This window comes from Candidatus Neomarinimicrobiota bacterium, assembly GCA_034716895.1.
GTDB lineage: Bacteria > Fidelibacterota > UBA8477 > UBA8477 > JABMPR01 > JABMPR01.
The window spans coordinates 1-20,506 of sequence record JAYEKW010000024.1; the positions used below are offsets into that span (position 1 = coordinate 1).

The following is a 20,506-nucleotide window of genomic DNA, read 5'->3' on the forward strand; positions in this document are numbered from 1 at the left end:
ACCGAAGCTTCTGAAAGGCCTTTAAACAGGAGTTGCTTTGCTGCCAGGTATTCTTCAAAGGAACCATGGTAATCCAAATGATCCTGGGAGAGGTTGGTGTAGACGGCTACATCAAAGCTGAGCCCATCCACCCGATTTTGATCCAGAGCGTGGGAGGACACTTCCAGGGTGATGGCCTTTGCCCCATGCGCCACAAATTCAGCGAGGATCTCGTAAAGATCGGCTGATTCAGGTGTCGTATGCATAAGATCAGTATTCACCTTACCCAGGGTTGCTCCAGTGGTCCCAACACGACCTGTCTTGAGCATGGAATCAGTGAGCAGGTGTTGTACAAAATAATTGGTTGTTGTTTTGCCGTTTGTCCCGGTTATGCCCACAAGCTTGAGTTTGCTTTCGGGATGGCCGTAGTAACTGGAGGCGATCCTGGGTAAGATCAGACGTGAATTCTCTACTTGAATAGCGACAATATCAGGTGGGATATGACAATCCGGTCTGTCATAAACGATAGCGACGGCACCTGCCTGAATAGCAGCCTCGATATAGCTGTGGCCATCTGATACCAGACCGCGAACAGCGATAAATAAATGTCCCGTCTGAATCTGGCGCGAATCATAGCTGATCCCGGAAATACTGCGGTCCAAATCGCCCCTGATCTCGAGAATGTTTGACAGCCTGGTAATAAGCTTATTCAGATTCATTGATCACCTAGATAGATCTCTACAGTTTGACCGGTTCTCAGTTGCTTACCTGCGCTTGGAACCTGCCGAATGACTCGACCACTGCCATGAGAGATTGGATTAAGCCCTAATGCGTAGAGTCCCGAGAGACTCATTTTCATGCTCATGCCCAACAGTTTGGGCATGGTGAGATGTTCAGCATTCACTTTCATCACAGGAATGGCAGCAGAAAGTAATTTACCTTTCAAGGTCGATCGGGGAACTGATCTGATATTTTTTGAAGCAAGGTCAGCATGTTGATACGGATCAGAAGTGTGTCCCCGCAGGTTATAGATCCGACGATAGATCTCTTTGGCAATGGGGGCTGCCACCATGCCGCCGGTATAGCCACCTGCTCTGGGGTGATCTACTACCACGACCAGTGTGTATTCAGGATCATTTGCCGGATAGAAACTGGCAAATGATGCGATATATTCGCTGACGTATTTGCCATTTTTGATCTTTTTAGCAGTTCCAGTTTTACCAGCAATCCGCAGGTTTGGCAGAAAAGCATGTGATCCGGTGCCTTGGGAAACTGCCTTTTCCAGTATATCTGATAAAGTGTGCATTGTGTTTTCAGAGGCAACCCGCCGGATCGCATCCATTTGGTCAACGACCTGCGCATGACCATTAGGCGTTGTAAAATTTTTGACCAATTGCGGTTTTAAAAGAATGCCTCCGTTGCCGATGGCAGAGTAAGCCATGGCCAATTGCAGGCTGGTGACAGAAACCTCATAGCCGATGGAAATTTCAGATTTTGAAATTCTGGACCAGTGTTTATTGTTTTTTAATGAGCCTGTATTTTCATAAGGAAACTGGATCCCACTCTTTTCACTGAACCCGAATTTCCGCGCGATCTTGAAAAGTTTCCCGGCCTCCAGGTTCTCCATGGCCTTGATGGTTCCAATATTGGATGAATTTTGCAAAACTTCTGAAAATGTCAGATTTGCAAACGAACGCCAGTCCTTGATATGCAAACCGTGAATGGAGAATTTTCCATTTTCACAGAAAAAGACATCCATGGGATGAACTTTATTTGCTTCCAGCAGAGCAGTTGCTCCTACAACTTTGAACGTGGAACCTGGCTCAAAAGCAGACATGATGGGGTGGGAGGTCAGTGCCTCCTGGGTCAGATCAGAACGAGTATTGGGGTTAAAAGCCGGGAGGTTTGCCAAAGCAAGTATTTCTCCTGAGCTTGGATCGATGAGGACGGCCATTGCTTTATCAGCCTTGTGCCTTTCGATGGCTGAGCGCAATTCTTCTTCAATGATCACCTGCATATCCACATCTATTGTGAGAGAACAATTGTCACCGTTGATGGGTGTCTGCTCTCTGAATTCACCTCGAATCCGGGTATTGCCCCGGCCATCGGAGCCCAGTTCTTTCCAGCCTGATATACCAGCCAGTTGATGATTATAATGAGCTTCCAGGCCGGACAACCCATGGTTTTCAGTACCAACGAATCCGATCAGAGGTGCTGCAACATCGCCATAGGGGTAATACCGGCGTACTTCGGATTCAACTTGCACTCCAGTTGGCAGAAGTCTTTGGCTCAGCTCTCGGCCCAGCAGGGGATCGATATTGCGCTCGAGGTACACAAATGGACTCTTGGAATTCAAGCGATTCAGATAATAGCGTTTTGATTTATTAAAGGTTTTACTGAAGAGACGGGCAATTGCATCTTTGTCTTGAACCAGTGCAGGCCGTGCGGAAAAAGAATAATGTTCGATATTATCGGTGAGCTTTTTACCATTCCGATCAAAAAAATTCCCCCGCAGTGGTGGGATAGAAACTTTTGCTTCAAATCGGGATTCAATAGCAGCTCCCAGGCTTTCAGCGTCAATAACCTGGATAAAGAACATACGAAAGACCAACATGGTCCAGACCAAAATGGAACTCACAACTACGATGATATAGCGTCCGCGAAATTTCTTATAGGTCATGCTCATTTGAGATTAACCCTGATCTCACGGGTTTCTGGATCCGGTTGAGTTAAACCCAGGTTTTCCCGAGCCAGCTTGGAAAGATTATCTGGACGGTGTAGACGATTTCGCTCACTTAGCACCAGGTTATACTCACCCCGAAGTGTGATCTCCTGTGATCTAAGCGAGTCAAGTTTAACGGCGCATGCTCTAACTTCTTCCCCCAACCAGACATATAGGAATAGCAAGGCTGCAACGACAGGAACCATACCGATATACAGGATGGTCTTCAGGATCTCACGTCCAGTCTCATTTCGTCGCATGCGTTGTCCTCTCTGCGACTCTGAGTTTGGCACTGCGAGCCCTGGGGTTGACGGAAGCTTCGCCGGGGAGGGCGACTACAGGTTTTGTGGTGATTCGTTTGAGAAGGGGAACCTTAACCTCTTCATCTACCATACCCGGTTGTCTGGGGATATCCTGCGACAATTCCCGGAAGTGCATTTTAACCATGCGATCCTCCAAAGAATGATAACTGATCACAGCCAATCGACCACCGGGGACCATAAGTTCTATTGCACTGTCAAGTACGCTGGACAGTACTTCCATTTCTCGATTTACTTCGATGCGGAATGCTTGAAAAACTCTGGCAAGAGATTTGTTTCGGAATCGTGGATCCACACTCCTGGCGACAGCCTGTTTTAGCTCATCACTTCGTGTTAATCTTTTTTGGGCTCTCATTTCCACGATTCTGCGCGCTATTCTGCGACTGTTCCTCTCTTCTCCATAGCGATAAATGACATCTGCTAGTTGCTCCTGAGAGTAAGTGTTCACCACTATCTCCGCTGTCAGTTCATTTGATCTGTCAAAACGCATGTCCAGGGGTCCGTGAAGGCTGAATGCGAATCCTCTTTCCGGATCATCCAGAGAGAAGGAGTTCAGACCCAGATCCAACAGGATCCCATGAACTTTATTGATCTTCAGGTCACCAAGGATCTGCTTTAAGTTCTCAAAGTTCGTGCACACGAGGTGCAGGGTTTGCTGTACTAAAGAAGGGGTGAATTGAGCGAGGGCAGTTTGATCCTGATCGATACCAATTAGCGTCGCATCAGCATTTAACAGGGAGGAGAGTGCTTTTGTGTGACCGCCGAGGCCGAAAGTTCCATCCACGTAAACACCAGAAAGATCGTTGATCAACAGTTCGCAGACCTCGTCCACCAATACTGGTGTGTGACGAAAGCGAGACTGAGTTATTTGACTCACGGTGATCGGGTATAATTGTCAATGGCTTCAATATCCTCAGCATCAAGTTGGAACACAGTATCCTCATAGCGTTTTAATATCTCCGGATCCCAAATCTCGATCTCGTCGATCATCCCAATGATCACGACGTCTTTGTCAATCCCGGCGTGTTGCAGTAGATTGACTGGGATCGCCACGCGACCCTGACTATCGAATTTGAGTGAAGTGGCAAAGCGGGTCGCCTGGCGCTTGTATGCACGGTGCCCTGGCAGCCGAGAAGAAAGCTTCAGTAATTCTTCTTCGATCTGTTGCCACTTGTCCAATGAGTAGGCCACGATGTTTTCATCTAAGCCTCGGGTTACCACGAAAGTATCTTCACTGGTCTCCGGTAACGCTTTCCTGAATTTCGATGGAACATTCACTCGACCTTTTGCATCGATTGAATAACGAAATTCACCTGTAAATGTTTTTGTTCCCATTTCCCGTTTCAGCAATTAATAGATAGGGATAATTACCCACTATTACCATAAAATAGGGTGAATCACCCACAAACCAAGAAAAAAAGTGAAATCATCAGGAGAAGTGCAGAGTATGTATGGACCAAAATTATACCCTGAGGCAAATGCATATTTTTATTCAATATCAAGGTAAAGCGTATATATACAATAAGATATGTCTCTGTGATCCTGTCAATATGAATCACGCCAAGAAGGCAGAAACCCCCCTTGTGGGTTAATTCCCCTAGTTTTGATGGAGGATAGACTGAACTTTTACTGCGAGGCGATTACTACCTATTTCTGTTTTTGATCAGGGCTATCAGAAAAACGAAAAATTTGATCTGGTTTTAGATCACAGAGTGGGATACGTCCTCAATTGACCGCTGGTAGAATCAGTAGTTACTACTAACCAAGCGTTACTGAAAGGAGAGCCGGGTAAAGTGTCCTGCTGAATGGAGATCAGTACAGCATCACTGGGGTACATCTTCAATTGCATTGAATGCTTTAAAATAATGGATATGGATTCGCCTGGTTCCTGGAAAAGTGTATCCACAGCATTGGAACCCTGGTTGCTAATTATGGATAAATAACCAGAGGCTGTAATGGTAAGCCCCGGTGAATTGGCCGCAAAAAGTGAGTCTGGCAGGTCAAGTGAATCAAGACTCAAACTTAAATCCATTGCAGGCAGTAGGGGAAACTGAGGCGTTTGTGAGGCTGGTGCATTTGGTTTCAGCAGACTTTTACCAAAAATGATCACGACCAATAGTACAATGATACCACCGATCAGGCGGGTTGTATTGCTTTGTGATCCTCGTTCAGCTTGGAGCATATTCTGATTTGGGGAGACAATAGCCCCTGTCATATCAATTGAGGTTGCCAGATCAGACGCGATCATGTCTGAATCACTCTGTTCACCAGTAAGTTTAAGCTCGTTCTCAAGTCCCCGTAGTATGTCTTCAACCGGGTAGTCAATGGTCTGTGCGTATGCTCTCATGAATAGCCGGACGTAGGGGACAGGCAGGATATGATAATCTCCTTGTTCCAATGCCTGCAGGATGCGGATATTGATTTTGGTTTCCTCGGAGATCTCCTCCAGGATGAGTCCCTTTTTAAGGCGATGGTTTCTTAGGTCTTCATGAAATGCCACAACTGCTCCTCTTCGCTGAATGCTGATGAGTTTAAGGAAATTTCCCCGTAAATCAAGACCGCAGAGGGATCATCTATGGCTTTTCTTTGGGATTTATTTGTTCCCTGGTAAACCCAATTGCATCTACAAAGTGCACGATATGTCTTCGCGAGCTCTTCGATGTTACTCAGGATGAACTCCACGTCTATGTCTTCCAGACGCCGTGGCAAGCAGTCCTTTCAGTTCTCGCAAAGACAAATGAGGACACACTGACAGAATTACCTGGAACGCGCAAATAGAATTGAATTTGGTGTGCGACATTAATCCAATCTCAACCTGGATAAATCGTAAGCTGATGTTTGGTTAGTAATTCTTTCAAAGCAGTATGAAAATCTGAAAGGGGAAAACCAACCACATTGTAGAAACAACCCTCGATCCGATCCACGAAGACGCCGGAATAGTCCTGGATTCCATAAGCACCTGCTTTATCAAAGGGGGCTCCTGATTTGATGTATCTTTTGATCTCATCTTCTGCGAGTGGTTTGAATCTCACTTGAGTCGATACATGGCGGTCCAGTTGGATATCCAGAAATCTATGCTGAATACTATAAGCTGTAACAACCTGGTGGGTTCTGTTGGAAAGTAGCTTTAACATATTTTCAGCTGATGTCGGGTCAACCGGTTTGCCAAGGACCGCATCATCGACAACCACAATTGTGTCAGCTCCTACAACCAGAGCATGGGGATAAATATTTGAGATGTCAGCAGCTTTCAGCTCTGCCAGAGACAGCGCATATTTAACTGGATCACCACCTGGATATTCAGGTTCTGCCACCTGGCTTGGATGTATCTCAAAGGAGATCCCGATCTGCTCCAGTAAAAGTTTTCGCCTGGGGGAAGCGCTGGCCAATATCAAGGGAATCGTTTGCATCTATTGTCCTTCTGTTTTCGACTGATATTCCCCCCAAAGATGTTCTCGTAACAGTACCCTAACTACCATCTTCACCCATCACTTATCACTTATCACTTTTGACGCCTTCGCAAAAAGTCCCTCTCGCCCGCCTGCGTATAACTTCGTGCGGGCAGGCAGAGCGCGCAAAGACGCGGAGTGTTGATATATATGGATTTAGGAGTATTCACTATATATGGTTGTATTTAATGGTTCTAGGGCACATTTCATGAATTCTCAGATACTTCTAGCGGTTTCGTCACTTTTCACTCATCACTCATCACTCACCACTCATCACTCATCACTCATCACTCACCACTCACCACTCATCACTTTTCACTTACCACTTACCACTTACCACTTACCACTTACCCTCACCGCGCTATCACCAGTTTTTGCAAACTTTGAGTGGCTTCACTGAATTCATCACTGTCTGCCTGCAAGAACAAAATATATACGCCATTGGCCAACCGATCTCCGAAACGATCACGGCCATCCCAGGGAAAGGTGTTGAAGCCCTGACTTTGATATCCAAGAGCCTCACTGATGATCTTGCGACCTGCCAGCGTGTAAATGGCATACTCCACTTGGGCAGGGTGCGACAGGAGGTAGGTGACCTCAGTCTCATCTATCATGGGATTTGGGTAATTGAATAGATCATAGATTCGGAAATCATTTGCTGCAAAAAACTCGAGTCTGACACTGGCTTCATTTGGATTGTTCTGACTATCCCAGGCTTTCACTGATATGAGATGCTCTCCAGGGGGAATCTCTGAAAGATAAGCAGAAAGACGTCCCAGGTCGGAATGGTCAAGATCGTATTCAAAAAGTTCAGTTACATCGTAGGCATTGTCCCAATTCTCATCAACGGCCAAGCTTATTCCATGACCGGCCGCCCCGGTAAGATTGATGCCCTGATCATCACTTAACTCAATTTCCAAAGCATCATTGGCGGAAAAATGGTCCCCGTTCAGCAGGACCAGGTTTTCTGAGAGGAAGAGGATCTCTGGACCATTGTCATCCAGAGCAGTGGAATCAGTGCCGCGGAACATCAAAGTATCCAGAAAGATACTGCCATCCAGACCCGTATCGTCCCAGTACTGTACGCGCAGGATCCCTCCTTCACCTGAATATTTGATATCCTTTGGCAGGATAAAATCACCTGAAAAATCAGTACCATTCACTGAGATCAAACCTCGAAAGATCCGTTTCCCAGGAAGGATGTATGAGATATGCCCAATACTTCCGATAGAATTTTTTACATATGAACGAGTCACTGGATTAGGCGTGTCATAAACGGTTACTGCAGCTCTGGCAGTAGTAGCCAAACTGGTGTCTGTTCTGCCAGTGTAGGTAACTCTCCCCATGGCTTGCAAAATAGTGGGATTGAGGGATTCTATTTGACCTTTCCGAACAGGAGACGCCAACTTTAAGGCTGGATCACAAAATAAAATATACTTCTCATTATTCACATCAGAGGTTTCAGCAATATTTTTGGCCAACATGATCGCCTCGCCGACAGTTATTGATCTACTGGCATCATCTTCAGGAAATAAATGATTAAAAAATACAGATAATAGTGCACTGTTTGGTGTAGCATAGGTCTTTCTGGTTGTTGAAAGGATACCAACGGCACCATTGTTTTGCATCAGCATGAGTTCTTCTGGAACGCAGGATGAATTGATATCATCATATTTAGCCCAATCGCAGGTACCAGCAACCCAGAAGGGTAAACGCGAATCGGTCTTAACCAATCCCAGGTCGGAGACGGTAAAGACCTCCTCTTGAGCCCAGACATTTGGTGATCCATGTCCCAGGTAATTCACTAACAAAGTACCATTATAGAGTTTTTTAATAAAATCATCTCGCGCTTTAGGCTTTTTGATATAGGGCGAATTAGGATCCTGAACCTCAGGATACTCAGTGAGGTAAATTTTGTTGACATGGGAGCTCAAAGGAAAAATGCGCGACAAACGCTCAGTGTCATTTATGTGGATAGGCTCATTTGAATTCGGACGCATCGGGTCATCAGCCACCAGGGTTATGGTGTTACGCCAGATCCCTGGTTCAGGATTCAACTCATAATCAATGATCTTATCGATCATGATCTCCAATTGGTCAGGGGTCTGAGCCGGTAGACGACCGATAGCAAAATCAGGTAATGCATCCCAGATACCTGAGGCAATATATGTATATCTATCATCCGTGGGATAAGAACTTATATCAGACAAACCATCTTTTTGATAGGTGGGGATCATCATTTTGCTCTGACCGGTAATGTTGCGATAATCATAGTCCGTATCGCCTAGAAGCAGGACATATTTCAACTGCGGTTTATCCCAAAATAAATAGACTTGGTGGAGAAAATGTTTAATTGCTGCAGGATCCTGAGTACCGGCTGAGAATTCATTGTAGATGGTTTCAAGAGGAACGACCATCACCTCAAGACGTTCATCAACCGACACGAGTTCCTCACGTAATTCTCTTATCCGTTCCGCCTGATCCATGAATATTTCGGGGGTGATGATAATATAGTCAACTTGTTGCTCTGCTTGCCGTAACTGCCCACTACCCAGATCCATGGTTTCACTTAAAATCACATCAATTACCTGATCCGAAGTAAACCCGATCACTTCACGTTTACCATTTGCAGTGGATGTAAATTGATCATTCTCTATTTGCCACTCGGTAACAGCTGAGGGATCCGTAATATCCCAAAGGTGGAAATCAGTTGGCAAGTCTGCAAAAACGAGCCGGTTAACGGATCCTGGCAGGGTTACAGTGCCAAAAAGATAATCAGCTGATGGGGCAAGTTGCCGATGATAAGCCAACCTTAAACTGTCCAGATAAATGATCGAGCTGTTGGAGCTACTGGTATAGTTCAATCCAAGAGAATTGTTGCCTTCCTGCAGCATCCCAACAGCAGTTCCATTGATCGTTATGTGCTTTTGTCCCCAGGATGTATTTTGAGTGACATTGAAAGATAGCCCATTCAGTGTTACCCTAACTGTATCACGGAAATTCCCGGAGTCGTAGTCTAACACCAAGCGAGCGTTGAACTTGATCTCGGCGCTCATATCTAAATAATCTTCATGAAAAGAGATAGTGAATTGGTCTGTACTACCAGTGAGCTTTTCACCAACCCAAGTTTGACCAGAATGCAGTTGATTGTGAAGCTCAGATTCATGATAAAGGCGTTTTTCATAATTTACTATGGTCTGGGTGGGGCTGAGGAGAGAAGCGGATTCAAGGGTCAGCTCATTTGTTGTGAATGAACCATTATCTGGAATACAAAGCCAGTAATAGCGTTGTCTACCATAGAGGTGGGTGAAATTGTTACCTTTAAAATCGCCGTTCAAAGCCTGAGCAAAAAATAGCAGGGCATCCTCACCTGAAAATACACCATCAGCCAACCCTTCACCACTTGTAGTGATACTTTTAAGGTTGTCAGGCGTTGGATCAAGGCTAAGCCTGAAGGGGAGCGATTTACCTTCAAAATAGGGTGCAAAAACCTGCCAGGTTCGGGGGTCTGAATTGGGAACAGCTCCAACGAAAGAGGCAACCTTGATCCGCTGGATACCCATGCTGTTGATCGGTATTTGATACCATCGTCCCTGCGGCAGAGCACTGGCTGTCCGACCCAGTTTAGCTTGAGGAGCTTGTGCCCAATTTTGAGCCATGCTCGTATTTACGTACGCTTGCAACAGCTCAGGACTCCTGACTTTCCCAGGGGGGACTCCCGCAGGAAAATCCAGGCGGAAGGTCATCTCAACCAGACGTTGTCCATTCAATGCATAGGGGAAGATCATGACCCGACCCGTCTTGTACATTTTGAAGTCTTCAGTTGTCGTAAGCTCCATCAATTGATCAGGGTGCATGGGCAAAAAGCCATGGGTTTCAGCAAGACCATCAGGCAGTATTTTAAGGTTTGAAAGTCGGTTGTCAGCTCGAAGTTGAGTATCCAGAACTTGAATGTTGGGTAGGTCACCCGTGGGTGGCAGGAGTATTGGTATTGAAAATCGTGGAATGATATTTTGAGATGATGAGTCATATCCTACGGAAGCATTTGACCAACGCGGTAAAAATAAGGATCTGTTGCCAAATTCATAGGATGTCAATAGTGGCTCAGAGATGTTTACTTTGATGGTGATGCTCGTATTGCTCTTTTCAAGAATAGTAATATCCATTCCCATCAAAGAGGTTGATAACAGTATGAGTATTAAATATTTATTCATGCATTCCTAAACGTGATAAACCGCTGAAAGTTCCGTTTCCATAACCCTAATGATAAATGAAAACTTCCTCTTATAAAGGGAAATGATCATTTACCTGTCTTACCGGAAGACTTAAATACCGCTGAATGAAGAAGTAATGCCATGTTCAGTTCCAAAATCTCCATGGGACGAAGAATTAGCGGTTACCATTATTTTACATCTGTGTCAATCCGTGCTAATCTGTGGTAACAAAAATGATGTCCCAATATGACGATACTGGAACTGCAATTGGTTTAAGATCAAAGTGTTTTCAGCAGGGAGGCACCAATATAGATCTCGACTCTGCGGTTTAATTCTCTGCCCGCCTGAGTGATATTATCACCAATAGGCTGAAATTCTCCAAAGCCCCCGATGGCGAAAATAGAAGGCGCCAATCCAGTCCGCTCCTGAAGTTGGATCATGATAGACTGAGCTCTGGCGGCGCTTAACTCCCAATTATCTCGATAGAGAGCATTCCGGGTTAGACGCATATTGTCCGTGTGTCCCTCGATCCGGATCTCTACCAGCCATTGCAAGCCGGATGATTCCAACTCTTTCAAAAAGCCGGCATGTTCAGTGTCTTTTAGATGAAATATTTGTAGATCCCTGATCGCTGCTGATACGGCATCCAGTTGGTAAGTATGACTTTGACGAGGTTGAGCGGAGGCCACTTCGAATAGGCGGGGATCTTTCAACGTGATCTGAACTCCTTTTGAATTCCTGGTCACAGATATTTCACTGATTTTGGCATCATCGATGACTTCCTGCACCTCAGAAGCAGTCTCATCCAGACGGTCGTTGACCCACTCATGGATCTTATTGATTTGTCCAGCCCGAACCGTGATCATCATAATGAAAAAGGTGATCAACAGGGTAATAGTATCTCCATAGGAGAGCACCCAGCTGGACCTGGCCTGACCGGCGATCCTGTGAAGATTGTCAGACATATCAGCCGTTATCCAGGTCGATCATTTGAATATCCAGGTAGATTTCAACCCGTCGGTTTTCATCATAATTCCGCAGAGCCACCAGCGGTTGAAACGGACCGTAGCCCGATACTGAGAAGTATGAATCCGGTAGGGGGGTACGGGTCATAAAAAACTGCATGACCTGGTGAGCTCGGGCGGTAGAAAGATCCCAATTATCTCGGAAGCGGGAAGAGCGCCCCAGAGGAACTGCATCTGAATGTCCTTCGATACGCACGTTGATATTAACAGTTTTACCGGAAGCTTTTAATTTGCGAAAGACATCTGCATGCCTGGTCGGGATCTTCTCCAATTCCAAACCACTCAGGATATCAGCTACTGTGCGCAGATAGAAAATAAAATTAATCACGATCTGATCATCACCGGATTGGAAAAAAGTTTGATCTCCGATTTCTGAAGGGATCAATAATTTGATACCCTTGGGACCGGCATGTTCAACATAGAGCCACTCAAGATTGCGGGTCGTCTTTTCCCGCACAACCTTACTATAAATGACATCCTTCATCTGATCGGCAAACTTATAGGTTGTGTTAGCATCCTCTTCGGCTTTGATAATTAGCAGGAGAAAGAAGGCCAGAAGTCCCGTCAGCAGATCACTATAGGTAACCTTCCAGGAAGTTGAGGCACGTTGTGCAACGAAAGAAGTTTTTAACATTTAACGTGGTCAATCGTTTTGTCTGGCAGCTTTACGAGTTTCCTTGTCTACAAAGGTCAATAGTTTTTCACGCATGATGAGTGGATGTTCTTTGGCATGAATACTGAGGATACCGGCTTTGATGATATTCAAACTATGCACTTCTTCGTCGGATCTGGCTTTTAGTTTTCCCGCAATGGGGATGAACAATAGATTGGCCAGGAGTACTCCATAAAAAGTGGTAACCAGGGCGATACCCATGCCTTGTAGGAGGGCAGACATTGAATCCTGGGCACCAGCTGCATAGCTATCTAATGATGTAGTAGCTGCCTGCTTGGTCATCATGAGGATCAGTCCCATAACCGTTCCCAGCAGTCCAAAAGCCGGGGCATAGGAACCCATGTTATAAAAGATTTCCTGACCATTGGAATGTCGGTCGATCATTGAATTCAATTCGTTGTCGAGAAAATTTTCCAGCTTTTTAGGATCTTTTTCAAGGATGGCATTTTCCAGACCCATCTGCAGGTAGTGATTATCGAGCCCATCCAGTAAATTTTCAAGTGAGGGAAGCCCTTTCTTGCGGGCTTGTTCAGAAAATCCGGCCAATTCAGCAATGATATCCATGGGATTGCGGGTGCCTTTATTAAAAAAAGCTTGCAGGGATATTTTGAGCATTCCAATTACGTTTTTAAAGGGGTAATTGACCAGAGTTGCCGCCAATGTCCCTCCCAGAACGATTGCCAGTCCACGGAGATTGAAAAATGTCTCTGGAGGTGTGAAGGTTCCTGGTTCTGACATGCCGAAGAAAACCAAACCCAATCCAAAAGCAAGCCCAATTACGGTTGCAATATCCATATTATCCCCTGTTAATCCTTCCTACTACTAAAGCTGTTCAATTTATTCGGGATAGAGTACTTTGATCAGCCTAACAGTATTCTCCAGCTCATTATGTTCACCTATCCAAAATAATTATGACAACCTAATTAATGAGCAGAAAATATGAAGTCTTATTTGCTATGCAGGTTCTATGGTATTCGTGAATCGTAGATACAAAAAATCCCACCAAAGGCAGGATTTAATTGCGGGACCGACCGGGATCGAACCGGCGACCTCCGGCTTGACAGGCCGGCGTTCTAACCAAGCTGAACTACGATCCCAAAATCTATAAAAACTATACTCAAATCATTGTTTCCCATTCAAATGTCTGGGAACTCTAGCCAAAGCTGCTTGTCACGGCGCAGCTCGGAGAGCAGAGACGGAAACTACGATTCCAAAATTTTCAATTGGCTCAGTCTTTTTTCTTGTACATGATAGCTACAGGGAAGATTACCAGATAGCCAATAAGTAACACAACTGGTGAAACAGATAACGATTGTGTGCTGTTTAGCTCACCTGTACCCATGAGCACATATCCAAGAACGATGACAAAAAGCCCTGCTACGAAAAGAATATAATTTGTGCGAGTGAAAGGCAACTCAGAGAGCCAATGTTTACTGTCTTTGTTTCCTTTGCTTCCCATAGCGCGGCGAATATAGATGGCGCATTATAGGTGCGCAAATAAAAATCATAACTTGTTGAAATATTTTACCAGCGTTGACATGCCAAAAGTGCTCTTCTATATTGACAGACTTTAGAAAGGAATTTGTGTTTGAAGAGTATTCTGCGATTGACCCTGATATTTTTGATCCTATTGACCCTGGTTGTGATCACCAGTCTTTATTATATCTTTGATTCCCGTCCCATATCAAGGGCGCAAGGCACCGTGGATTTGATCATACAGGATGGTGCAAGCTTGACTTCCATCGCTGATCAGCTTCATGAGATCGGTGTGATCAGGTCACCCTCTTCATTTAAAATTGCGGCCCGCCTGTTGGAAAAAACCAGAGCGATCTATCCAGGCGCCTATACGCTGAAGAAACAATCAACCAATACAGAGGCGATTGAAGCCTTGGCACACGCCCGGGCTGTCGAGATCACGGTCACCATTCCAGAAGGGCTGCGATCAGACGAGATTATTGGAATATTGAGCAGGAAACTAAAACTGGATTCTCTAAAACTGGATTCATTGTTGACTGACCCGGGACTGCTCCAGATCGCTGGATCAGGATTTCATCACCTGGAAGGGGCACTTTATCCTGAGACCTATCGGTTTCTGGAAAATAGTGATGAATCACTGGTCATGAAAAAACTAGTCACCCATTTTCGCGCTATTATTGAACCGGAGTTATTAGTGCAAGCCAAGGCTTATGGTTTTGATCTCTACAAATTGATCATATTTGCTTCCCTGGTGGAGAAAGAGACCGGTCGAGTTGATGAACGTACGCTTGTTTCATCAGTCTATCATAATCGGTTAAAACAAAACATGCTTTTAGGTTGTGATCCAACTTTGATCTATATGCTGGTTCGTCGAGGTGAGTGGGATGGCAATATCAGGCGTAAGCATTTTTCCATAAGAGACCCCTATAACAGTTATCTCTATCGCGGCTTGCCACCTGGTCCAATTGCGAACCCTGGTTTAGCCAGCATTCTGGCCAGCCTGAATCCGGAGGATACACAATTTCTTTACTTCGTGGGTAAAAATGATGGTTCCGGATCCCACGATTTTTCTAAAACCCTTCGAGAACACACAAACAAGGTCAATCGATATCAACGTCGGAGTCGTGCTAAATGAGTAATGTACTGGCAGGTTTGAACCCCCAACAACAGGCGGCTGTACAGGCTCTGGAAGGACCGGTATTGATCTTCGCCGGGGCCGGCAGTGGCAAGACCAGAGTGTTGACGCATCGCATAGCCAATCTTATCCATAGTGGTACTGCGGCTCCCCACGAAATACTGTCAGTCACTTTTACCAATAAGGCCGCCGGAGAAATGCGTGAGCGGATCAAGCGGATCCTCGGCGATAACCTCTCCCACGTCAATATGGGTACTTTTCACTCGATCTGTGCCCGCATCCTGAGACGTGAAGCACTCTATATTGGATATGAGCAGAGTTTTAGCATCTATGATGATGAGGATGGACAGAAAGTGGTCAAGAAGATCCTGAAAGATTTGAACATTTCCACTGATGTTATCAAGCCCAATTCAGTTTTTTATGGGATCAAGCAGTTCAAGTCAAAAATGATTTTTCCTGCTGAAGCCGCTGATCTGGCGCTTTCCACCTTTGATGAACAGGTGGCCAGGATCTACGCCATTTATCAAACGGAGCTTAAAAACAGCAGTGCCATGGATTTTGATGATCTTTTGTTGAAACCCCTGGAACTCTTTGAAAAAAACCCTCACATTCTTAAAAAGTATCAGAATCAATTCAAATACATCATGGTTGATGAATATCAGGACACGAATAAAGCCCAATTCCTTTTTGTGGAAGCTTTGAGTCAGAAACACAAGAATCTGTGTGTGGTGGGGGATGATGATCAATCCATTTATGGTTGGCGTGGTGCAGATATTGGCAATATTCTTGATTTTCAGCAACTTTTTCCCCGTGCCAAAATATTTAAACTTGAGCAAAATTATAGATCGACCAAAACTATCCTGGGAGCTGCTTCTGCAGTGGTTTCCCGGAATGAGAATCGGGCTCCCAAAGAACTTTTTACTGAAAGCGGGACAGGGGAGTTAATCAAGGTTCTGGAAGGGCGCAATGAATTGGATGAGGGGCGACTCATTGTTGATGAGATCCAGTCGGTTTGTCGCCGAAATGGCCACGGATTTCAGGATGTCGCCTTATTGTACCGAACCAATGCTCAATCTCGACCTTTGGAGGATGTGTTGCGACGTAATGGCATTCCCTATCAGATCATCGGGGGCACAAAATTCTATGATCGTTTGGAAGTAAAAGATGTATTGGGCTATTTCCGTCTAATCGTGAACCCTCTTGATAATATCAGCTTTATGCGCGTTATCAATAAGCCCACCCGGGGGATCGGGAAGACCAGTCAGGAAGCCGTGATGGCTTTTGCTGCTGATCAAGGGATTTCCTTGTTTAGTGCGGCTACACGCGCTCAGGAGGTTGGTATGCCAGCCAGAGCGTTTAATCGGACCATTGAATTTGTTCAATTGATCGGGAAATATTCAAGCTTGTTAAGTGAATTGAACCTGGAAGAATGGGCTCGTGTCTTTGTTGATGAACTTGGTTTTGTAAAGCTTTACAAGGCCGAAGCTACTGCGGAAAGTGATGTCAGGATCGACAATATCTATGAGCTATTGTCAGCTATTTCTGAATATGCTCAAAGGGTTGATGAACCCACCCTGACTGGTTATATGGAAGAGGTTTCGCTGCTCACCGATATAGATAAGTTTAACCGAGATAAACAACAGGTCACTTTAATGACCCTGCATAGTGCCAAAGGTCTGGAATTTCCGGTTGTCTTTCTCACGGGAATGGAGGATGGACTGTTCCCATTACAACGAGCTATTGAAGAAGCGGAAGCCCTGGAAGAAGAACGCAGATTATTTTATGTAGGCTTGACACGCGCCATGGAACGTGCATATTTAAGTGGTGCTCAAATGAGACAGCGCTATGGGGAGACAATGTACAGTCGTCCCTCACGTTTTCTGGAAGAGATACCGGCAGATTTACTTGAATATGGAACCCGAACGATCAGTGACTTTACTCGCCAAGAGTATCATCGGAAACCTGGAGCAAAAGTGACCCGTACCAAAACTATCAAGCCAGTACCCAAGAAACACAGCACAGGTATGCAGCGTGCATTAGGTACTCTCAATCAGAGAGAGCCAGGTGTGTATGAGGCTGGCATGGAGGTTGTGCATAAGATTTTTGGTAAGGGGAATATACTTAATGTAGAAGGTAGCGGTCCAGAATCGAAGGTGACCGTCATGTTTCAGGGGAATGTCAAGAAGAAGCTCATCGCGAAGTTTGCGAATCTGGATGTTCAGGATTGACCTACTTGGATCGATTAAACATCAAGTAAACATATAATTTCTACACCTGTTCCAGTTTTATATTATTTTCACTTTTAAATCTAAATGAGACTTATTTGCACTTGCGTAAATGAGAATCAGTCTTATCTTCTTCGCGTGAGGAGATTAGGATAATGGCGGCAACGAAAAATCAGGATCTGAAAAAAGTACTCAGAGAACACGAACTCAAAGCCACCTCCCAACGGATTGCTCTCCTTAAACTGCTTAATAGCACCCATGAACATTTCGATGCTGAAGAAATTTACTTTGAGCTGTATAAACAACAGAAAAGTGTAAGCCGCGCCACTGTTTATCGTAGTCTGGAAGCTCTGGTTGACCAGCAGCTGGTTAGCAAGCTGGATTTCGGAGATGGCCGGATGCGGTATGAGCGGAGCCATGGGGATGATGAACATCATGACCATTTGATCTGCGAACACTGTGGTAAGGTGATCGAATTCTTTAATCTTGAAATGGAAGCTCAACAGCTCGCCGTCTGCGAAGAATATGACTTTACCCCAAGTACTCATACCATGTACATCTTTGGTACCTGTGCTGATTGTCGTCAGGATGGATCAAGTTGAATATCACACCAATTAAATCATTGAGCACTAAATAGAAGATACTGAACCACTATGTTTAATGCAAAAAAACCACGTCATCAACTTTCCAGGGAAAACCAGGATAGTCTACGATTGAGTGATCTGAAGCCTGGTGAAACAGGTCGGATCCAGGAGATCGGTGGTAGCGAACAATTTCGACTGCGACTGATTGAGATGGGACTTACCAAAGATGCTGAGATCTGTGTGGATAAATATGCCCCGCTCCGTGATCCCATGGAACTGATCATCAGAGGTTACCACCTGTCAATTCGGGGACAGGATGCCCAGAAGATCGCCGTCGTACGTGTCAGCTAAAATGAATTTCAGTATTGCGATAGCCGGGAACCCCAATTGTGGAAAAACAACCGTCTTCAATGCCCTGACCGGTGCCCGCCAACATGTGGGAAACTGGCCAGGTGTCACGGTTGAACGGAAATCTGGCAAATATTCCTATGCTGAACAGAAATTCGATGTCATTGATCTGCCTGGAACCTATTCGCTGGCTGCTTTTTCTGCTGAAGAGACTATAGCCAGACAATTTCTCATTGACGATAAACCCGATGTAGTTGTCAACATCGTTGATGCTTCAAACCTGGAGCGCAATTTTTTTCTCACCACCCAGCTCATCGAATTGGGACGTCCAATGGTTGTCGTTCTCAATATGATGGACATGGCTGAGGAGAAGGGGCTGGAGATCGATATAGATACTCTAGCGACACTTTTGGGAGCACCTGTAGTTCCAGTTATTGGGCGTAATGGAGCAGGAATAAAGCTGCTTAAGGAAAAGATATTACGCGTCGCTCAAGAACGGTCGCAGAAGTCGCGCTCCATTAATATCACCTACCCCAGAGATATTGAAGCTGAGCTGGAAAAAGTAAGCTCGCTCATCGCCCAAAGCAGTTCTGGAGAACACCTGGTACGCTGGACTGCTGTAAAACTATTGGAATCTGATAAGCAAACAAGGGATGAGGTTAGGCAGTTTCAGAATGGTCAAGCTATCCTCGAGCAGACCAGGCATTCCGTTGATCATATCGAGCGATTATTTAAGGACATTGGACGGGCTGTGATCTCTCAAGCTCGTTATGGTTTCATACAGGGTGCCATTCGGGAGTGTGTGACTGAAAAATTACACGATTCTGTTGATTATAGTCGACGGATCGACCGGGTACTGACCAATCGCTGGCTGGGTTTGCCGATCTTTGGCTTATTCATGTGGTTGATGTTCAAGATCACCTATGATCTGGGATCCTTCCCAATGGATTGGATCGATGCTGGTGTGGTTGGTCTCATGAACTTTTTTTCCGGACTGCTGCCTGATAGCATGTTTGCCAGTATGCTGGTGGATGGTGTCATTGGAGGAGTTGGTGCCATAGCAGTATTTTTACCAAACATATTTATTTTATTCTTCGTGATCGCCATTCTGGAAGATACTGGATACATGGCCAGGGTTGCCTTCATCATGGATCGTATCATGCACAATATTGGTCTGCATGGAAAGGCTTTCATCCCCATGATCATGGGTTTCGGGTGTAATGTGCCGGCTATCATGGGAACACGTATTTTAGAATCGCGACGTGATCGAATACTCACTGTTCTGATCAATCCTTTCATGAGCTGTTCTGCTCGTTTGCCGGTATATGTTCTGGTGGGTGGTGCCTTTTTTCCGGAAAACGCCGCAACGGTCATTTTCTCAATGTATGTGTTGGGGATCGTGGCAGCCATTGCCAGTGGGAAATTGTTCAGTAAAACCATTTTAAAGGGGATGTCAAAACCTTTTGTTCTGGAGTTGCCACCTTATCAACGACCTTCGACCCGATCCCTTCTCATGCATACCTGGGAGCGGGGTTTTCTGTTCATTCAAAAGATGGGGACGGTCATCCTCGTCGGATCGGTTCTGGTCTGGGCTTTGGGATATTTTCCAATTGAAGTGACAGTAGAACGGGATTACGCTACTGAAAGAAATGAAATTTCAGAAAGCTATTCTCAAAACATTGATGAACTGACTGTAAAATATGAATCATCCATCCAAAAAAGTAGAACAGCCTATCATTCTGAAATGGTTCCTTTTGGAGCCAGCAAAAGCTACCTGGAGCTTCAGAGTCAATTCAACAGTATAAAAACAGAATTGAATGAGCAAAGATCAGCGGATCTCCGTTCGTTGAGACACCAGGAGATAGGGGATATTACGGAACAGAAGTGGATCGGTAAAATTGGTAAGATCTTTGAACCCATTGTAGCGCCCCTTGGTTTCACTTGGCGTGAGAGCGTGGCTTTGATCACAGGATTTGTGGCCAAGGAGATCGTTGTATCGACTTACGGTGTTCTTTTTGGAGTTGGCGAAGACGTTGATGAAGGAAATCAAGGTGTCATCTCAGGGCTGAGATCCTCAGGGATGACCCCTCTGGCCGCGCTCAGTTTTTTGATCTTTACCTTGCTGTATACACCCTGTTTAGCCACTGTGGCAGCCATTAAGCGTGAGACCGGTACCTGGGCTTATACTTTCTTCTCCATTGGCTATTCGCTGGCACTGGCATATTCACTGGCTTTTGGTGTGTATTTCTTTGGAGGGCTGTTCAATTGGCTCAGTTGATCGATATTCTGCTGGTAACGCTGGCAGTAGGTGCATCTATTTTAGCGGTGATCAAATATTTTGCTGATCTTGGACGCA

General features: G+C 45.2%; 16 protein-coding genes and 1 tRNA gene. 5 read left to right on the plus strand and 12 right to left on the minus strand.

The genetic code is table 11. The annotated features are described in order from the left end of the window. The 12 genes from U9Q77_01965 to U9Q77_02020 all read right to left on the minus strand — a co-directional run. Positions 1-698 (minus strand): Mur ligase family protein (locus tag U9Q77_01965; GenBank protein MEA3286131.1); only part of this gene is annotated, 698 nt, incomplete at its 3' end. Next, complete coding sequence (locus tag U9Q77_01970) at positions 695-2,659, minus strand: penicillin-binding transpeptidase domain-containing protein (GenBank protein MEA3286132.1); 1,965 nt, start codon at positions 2,657-2,659, stop codon at positions 695-697. The genes U9Q77_01965 and U9Q77_01970, both read right to left, overlap by 4 nt. Positions 2,660-2,661: 2 nt before the next feature. Further along, positions 2,662-2,961 (minus strand): cell division protein FtsL, encoded by a 300-nt coding sequence (locus U9Q77_01975; protein ID MEA3286133.1) that lies wholly within the window; start codon positions 2,959-2,961, stop codon positions 2,662-2,664. Next, positions 2,948-3,898 carry a 16S rRNA (cytosine(1402)-N(4))-methyltransferase RsmH gene (rsmH, locus tag U9Q77_01980; GenBank protein ID MEA3286134.1) on the minus strand — a complete coding sequence of 317 codons (951 nt, stop codon included), beginning with the start codon at positions 3,896-3,898 and terminating at the stop codon, positions 2,948-2,950. The genes U9Q77_01975 and rsmH overlap by 14 nt, the downstream gene beginning before the upstream one ends. Then, positions 3,895-4,356 carry a division/cell wall cluster transcriptional repressor MraZ gene (gene mraZ, locus U9Q77_01985; GenBank protein ID MEA3286135.1) on the minus strand — a complete coding sequence of 154 codons (462 nt, stop codon included), beginning with the start codon at positions 4,354-4,356 and terminating at the stop codon, positions 3,895-3,897. The genes rsmH and mraZ overlap by 4 nt, the downstream gene beginning before the upstream one ends. Positions 4,357-4,726: 370 nt before the next feature. Next, positions 4,727-5,521, minus strand: coding sequence for a helix-turn-helix domain-containing protein (locus tag U9Q77_01990; GenBank protein ID MEA3286136.1), 795 nt, complete (start codon positions 5,519-5,521; stop codon positions 4,727-4,729). A gap of 310 nt (positions 5,522-5,831) precedes the next feature. Then, positions 5,832-6,431, minus strand: a complete 600-nt coding sequence (locus U9Q77_01995; protein MEA3286137.1) for a Maf family protein — start codon at positions 6,429-6,431, stop codon at positions 5,832-5,834. 392 nt (positions 6,432-6,823) lie between these two features. Then, positions 6,824-10,684 carry a type IX secretion system sortase PorU gene (gene porU / locus U9Q77_02000; protein MEA3286138.1) on the minus strand — a complete coding sequence of 1,287 codons (3,861 nt, stop codon included), beginning with the start codon at positions 10,682-10,684 and terminating at the stop codon, positions 6,824-6,826. Between the two features lie 278 nt (positions 10,685-10,962). After that, positions 10,963-11,649, minus strand: a complete 687-nt coding sequence (locus U9Q77_02005; GenBank protein ID MEA3286139.1) for an OmpA family protein — start codon at positions 11,647-11,649, stop codon at positions 10,963-10,965. A 1-nt stretch (position 11,650) separates the two neighbouring features. Beyond that, on the minus strand, positions 11,651-12,343 hold the full coding sequence (locus U9Q77_02010) for an OmpA family protein (protein ID MEA3286140.1): 693 nt from the start codon (positions 12,341-12,343) through the stop codon (positions 11,651-11,653). A gap of 9 nt (positions 12,344-12,352) precedes the next feature. Then, a complete protein-coding gene (locus tag U9Q77_02015; protein ID MEA3286141.1) occupies positions 12,353-13,177 on the minus strand; it encodes a MotA/TolQ/ExbB proton channel family protein in 825 nt (274 codons plus the stop codon). A 227-nt stretch (positions 13,178-13,404) separates the two neighbouring features. After that, a tRNA-Asp gene (locus U9Q77_02020) sits at positions 13,405-13,479 on the minus strand. Positions 13,480-13,970: 491 nt separating this feature from the next. Here U9Q77_02020 and mltG point away from each other — a divergent pair. The 5 genes from mltG to feoB all read left to right on the plus strand — a co-directional run bounded on the left by mltG (position 13,971) and on the right by feoB (position 20,428). Next, positions 13,971-14,993: an endolytic transglycosylase MltG gene (gene mltG, locus U9Q77_02025; protein ID MEA3286142.1), complete on the plus strand. Its 1,023-nt coding sequence runs from the start codon at positions 13,971-13,973 to the stop codon at positions 14,991-14,993. Continuing rightward, entirely contained in the window at positions 14,990-17,221 is a 2,232-nt protein-coding gene (locus U9Q77_02030) for a UvrD-helicase domain-containing protein (GenBank protein ID MEA3286143.1), read from the plus strand. The genes mltG and U9Q77_02030 overlap by 4 nt, the downstream gene beginning before the upstream one ends. A gap of 152 nt (positions 17,222-17,373) precedes the next feature. After that, positions 17,374-17,820 carry a Fur family transcriptional regulator gene (locus U9Q77_02035; GenBank protein MEA3286144.1) on the plus strand — a complete coding sequence of 149 codons (447 nt, stop codon included), beginning with the start codon at positions 17,374-17,376 and terminating at the stop codon, positions 17,818-17,820. A 51-nt stretch (positions 17,821-17,871) separates the two neighbouring features. Next, positions 17,872-18,153 carry a FeoA family protein gene (locus U9Q77_02040; GenBank protein MEA3286145.1) on the plus strand — a complete coding sequence of 94 codons (282 nt, stop codon included), beginning with the start codon at positions 17,872-17,874 and terminating at the stop codon, positions 18,151-18,153. After that, positions 18,143-20,428, plus strand: a complete 2,286-nt coding sequence (gene feoB / locus U9Q77_02045; GenBank protein MEA3286146.1) for a ferrous iron transport protein B — start codon at positions 18,143-18,145, stop codon at positions 20,426-20,428. Before U9Q77_02040 ends, feoB begins: the two co-directional genes overlap by 11 nt. Positions 20,429-20,506 lie beyond the last annotated feature (78 nt).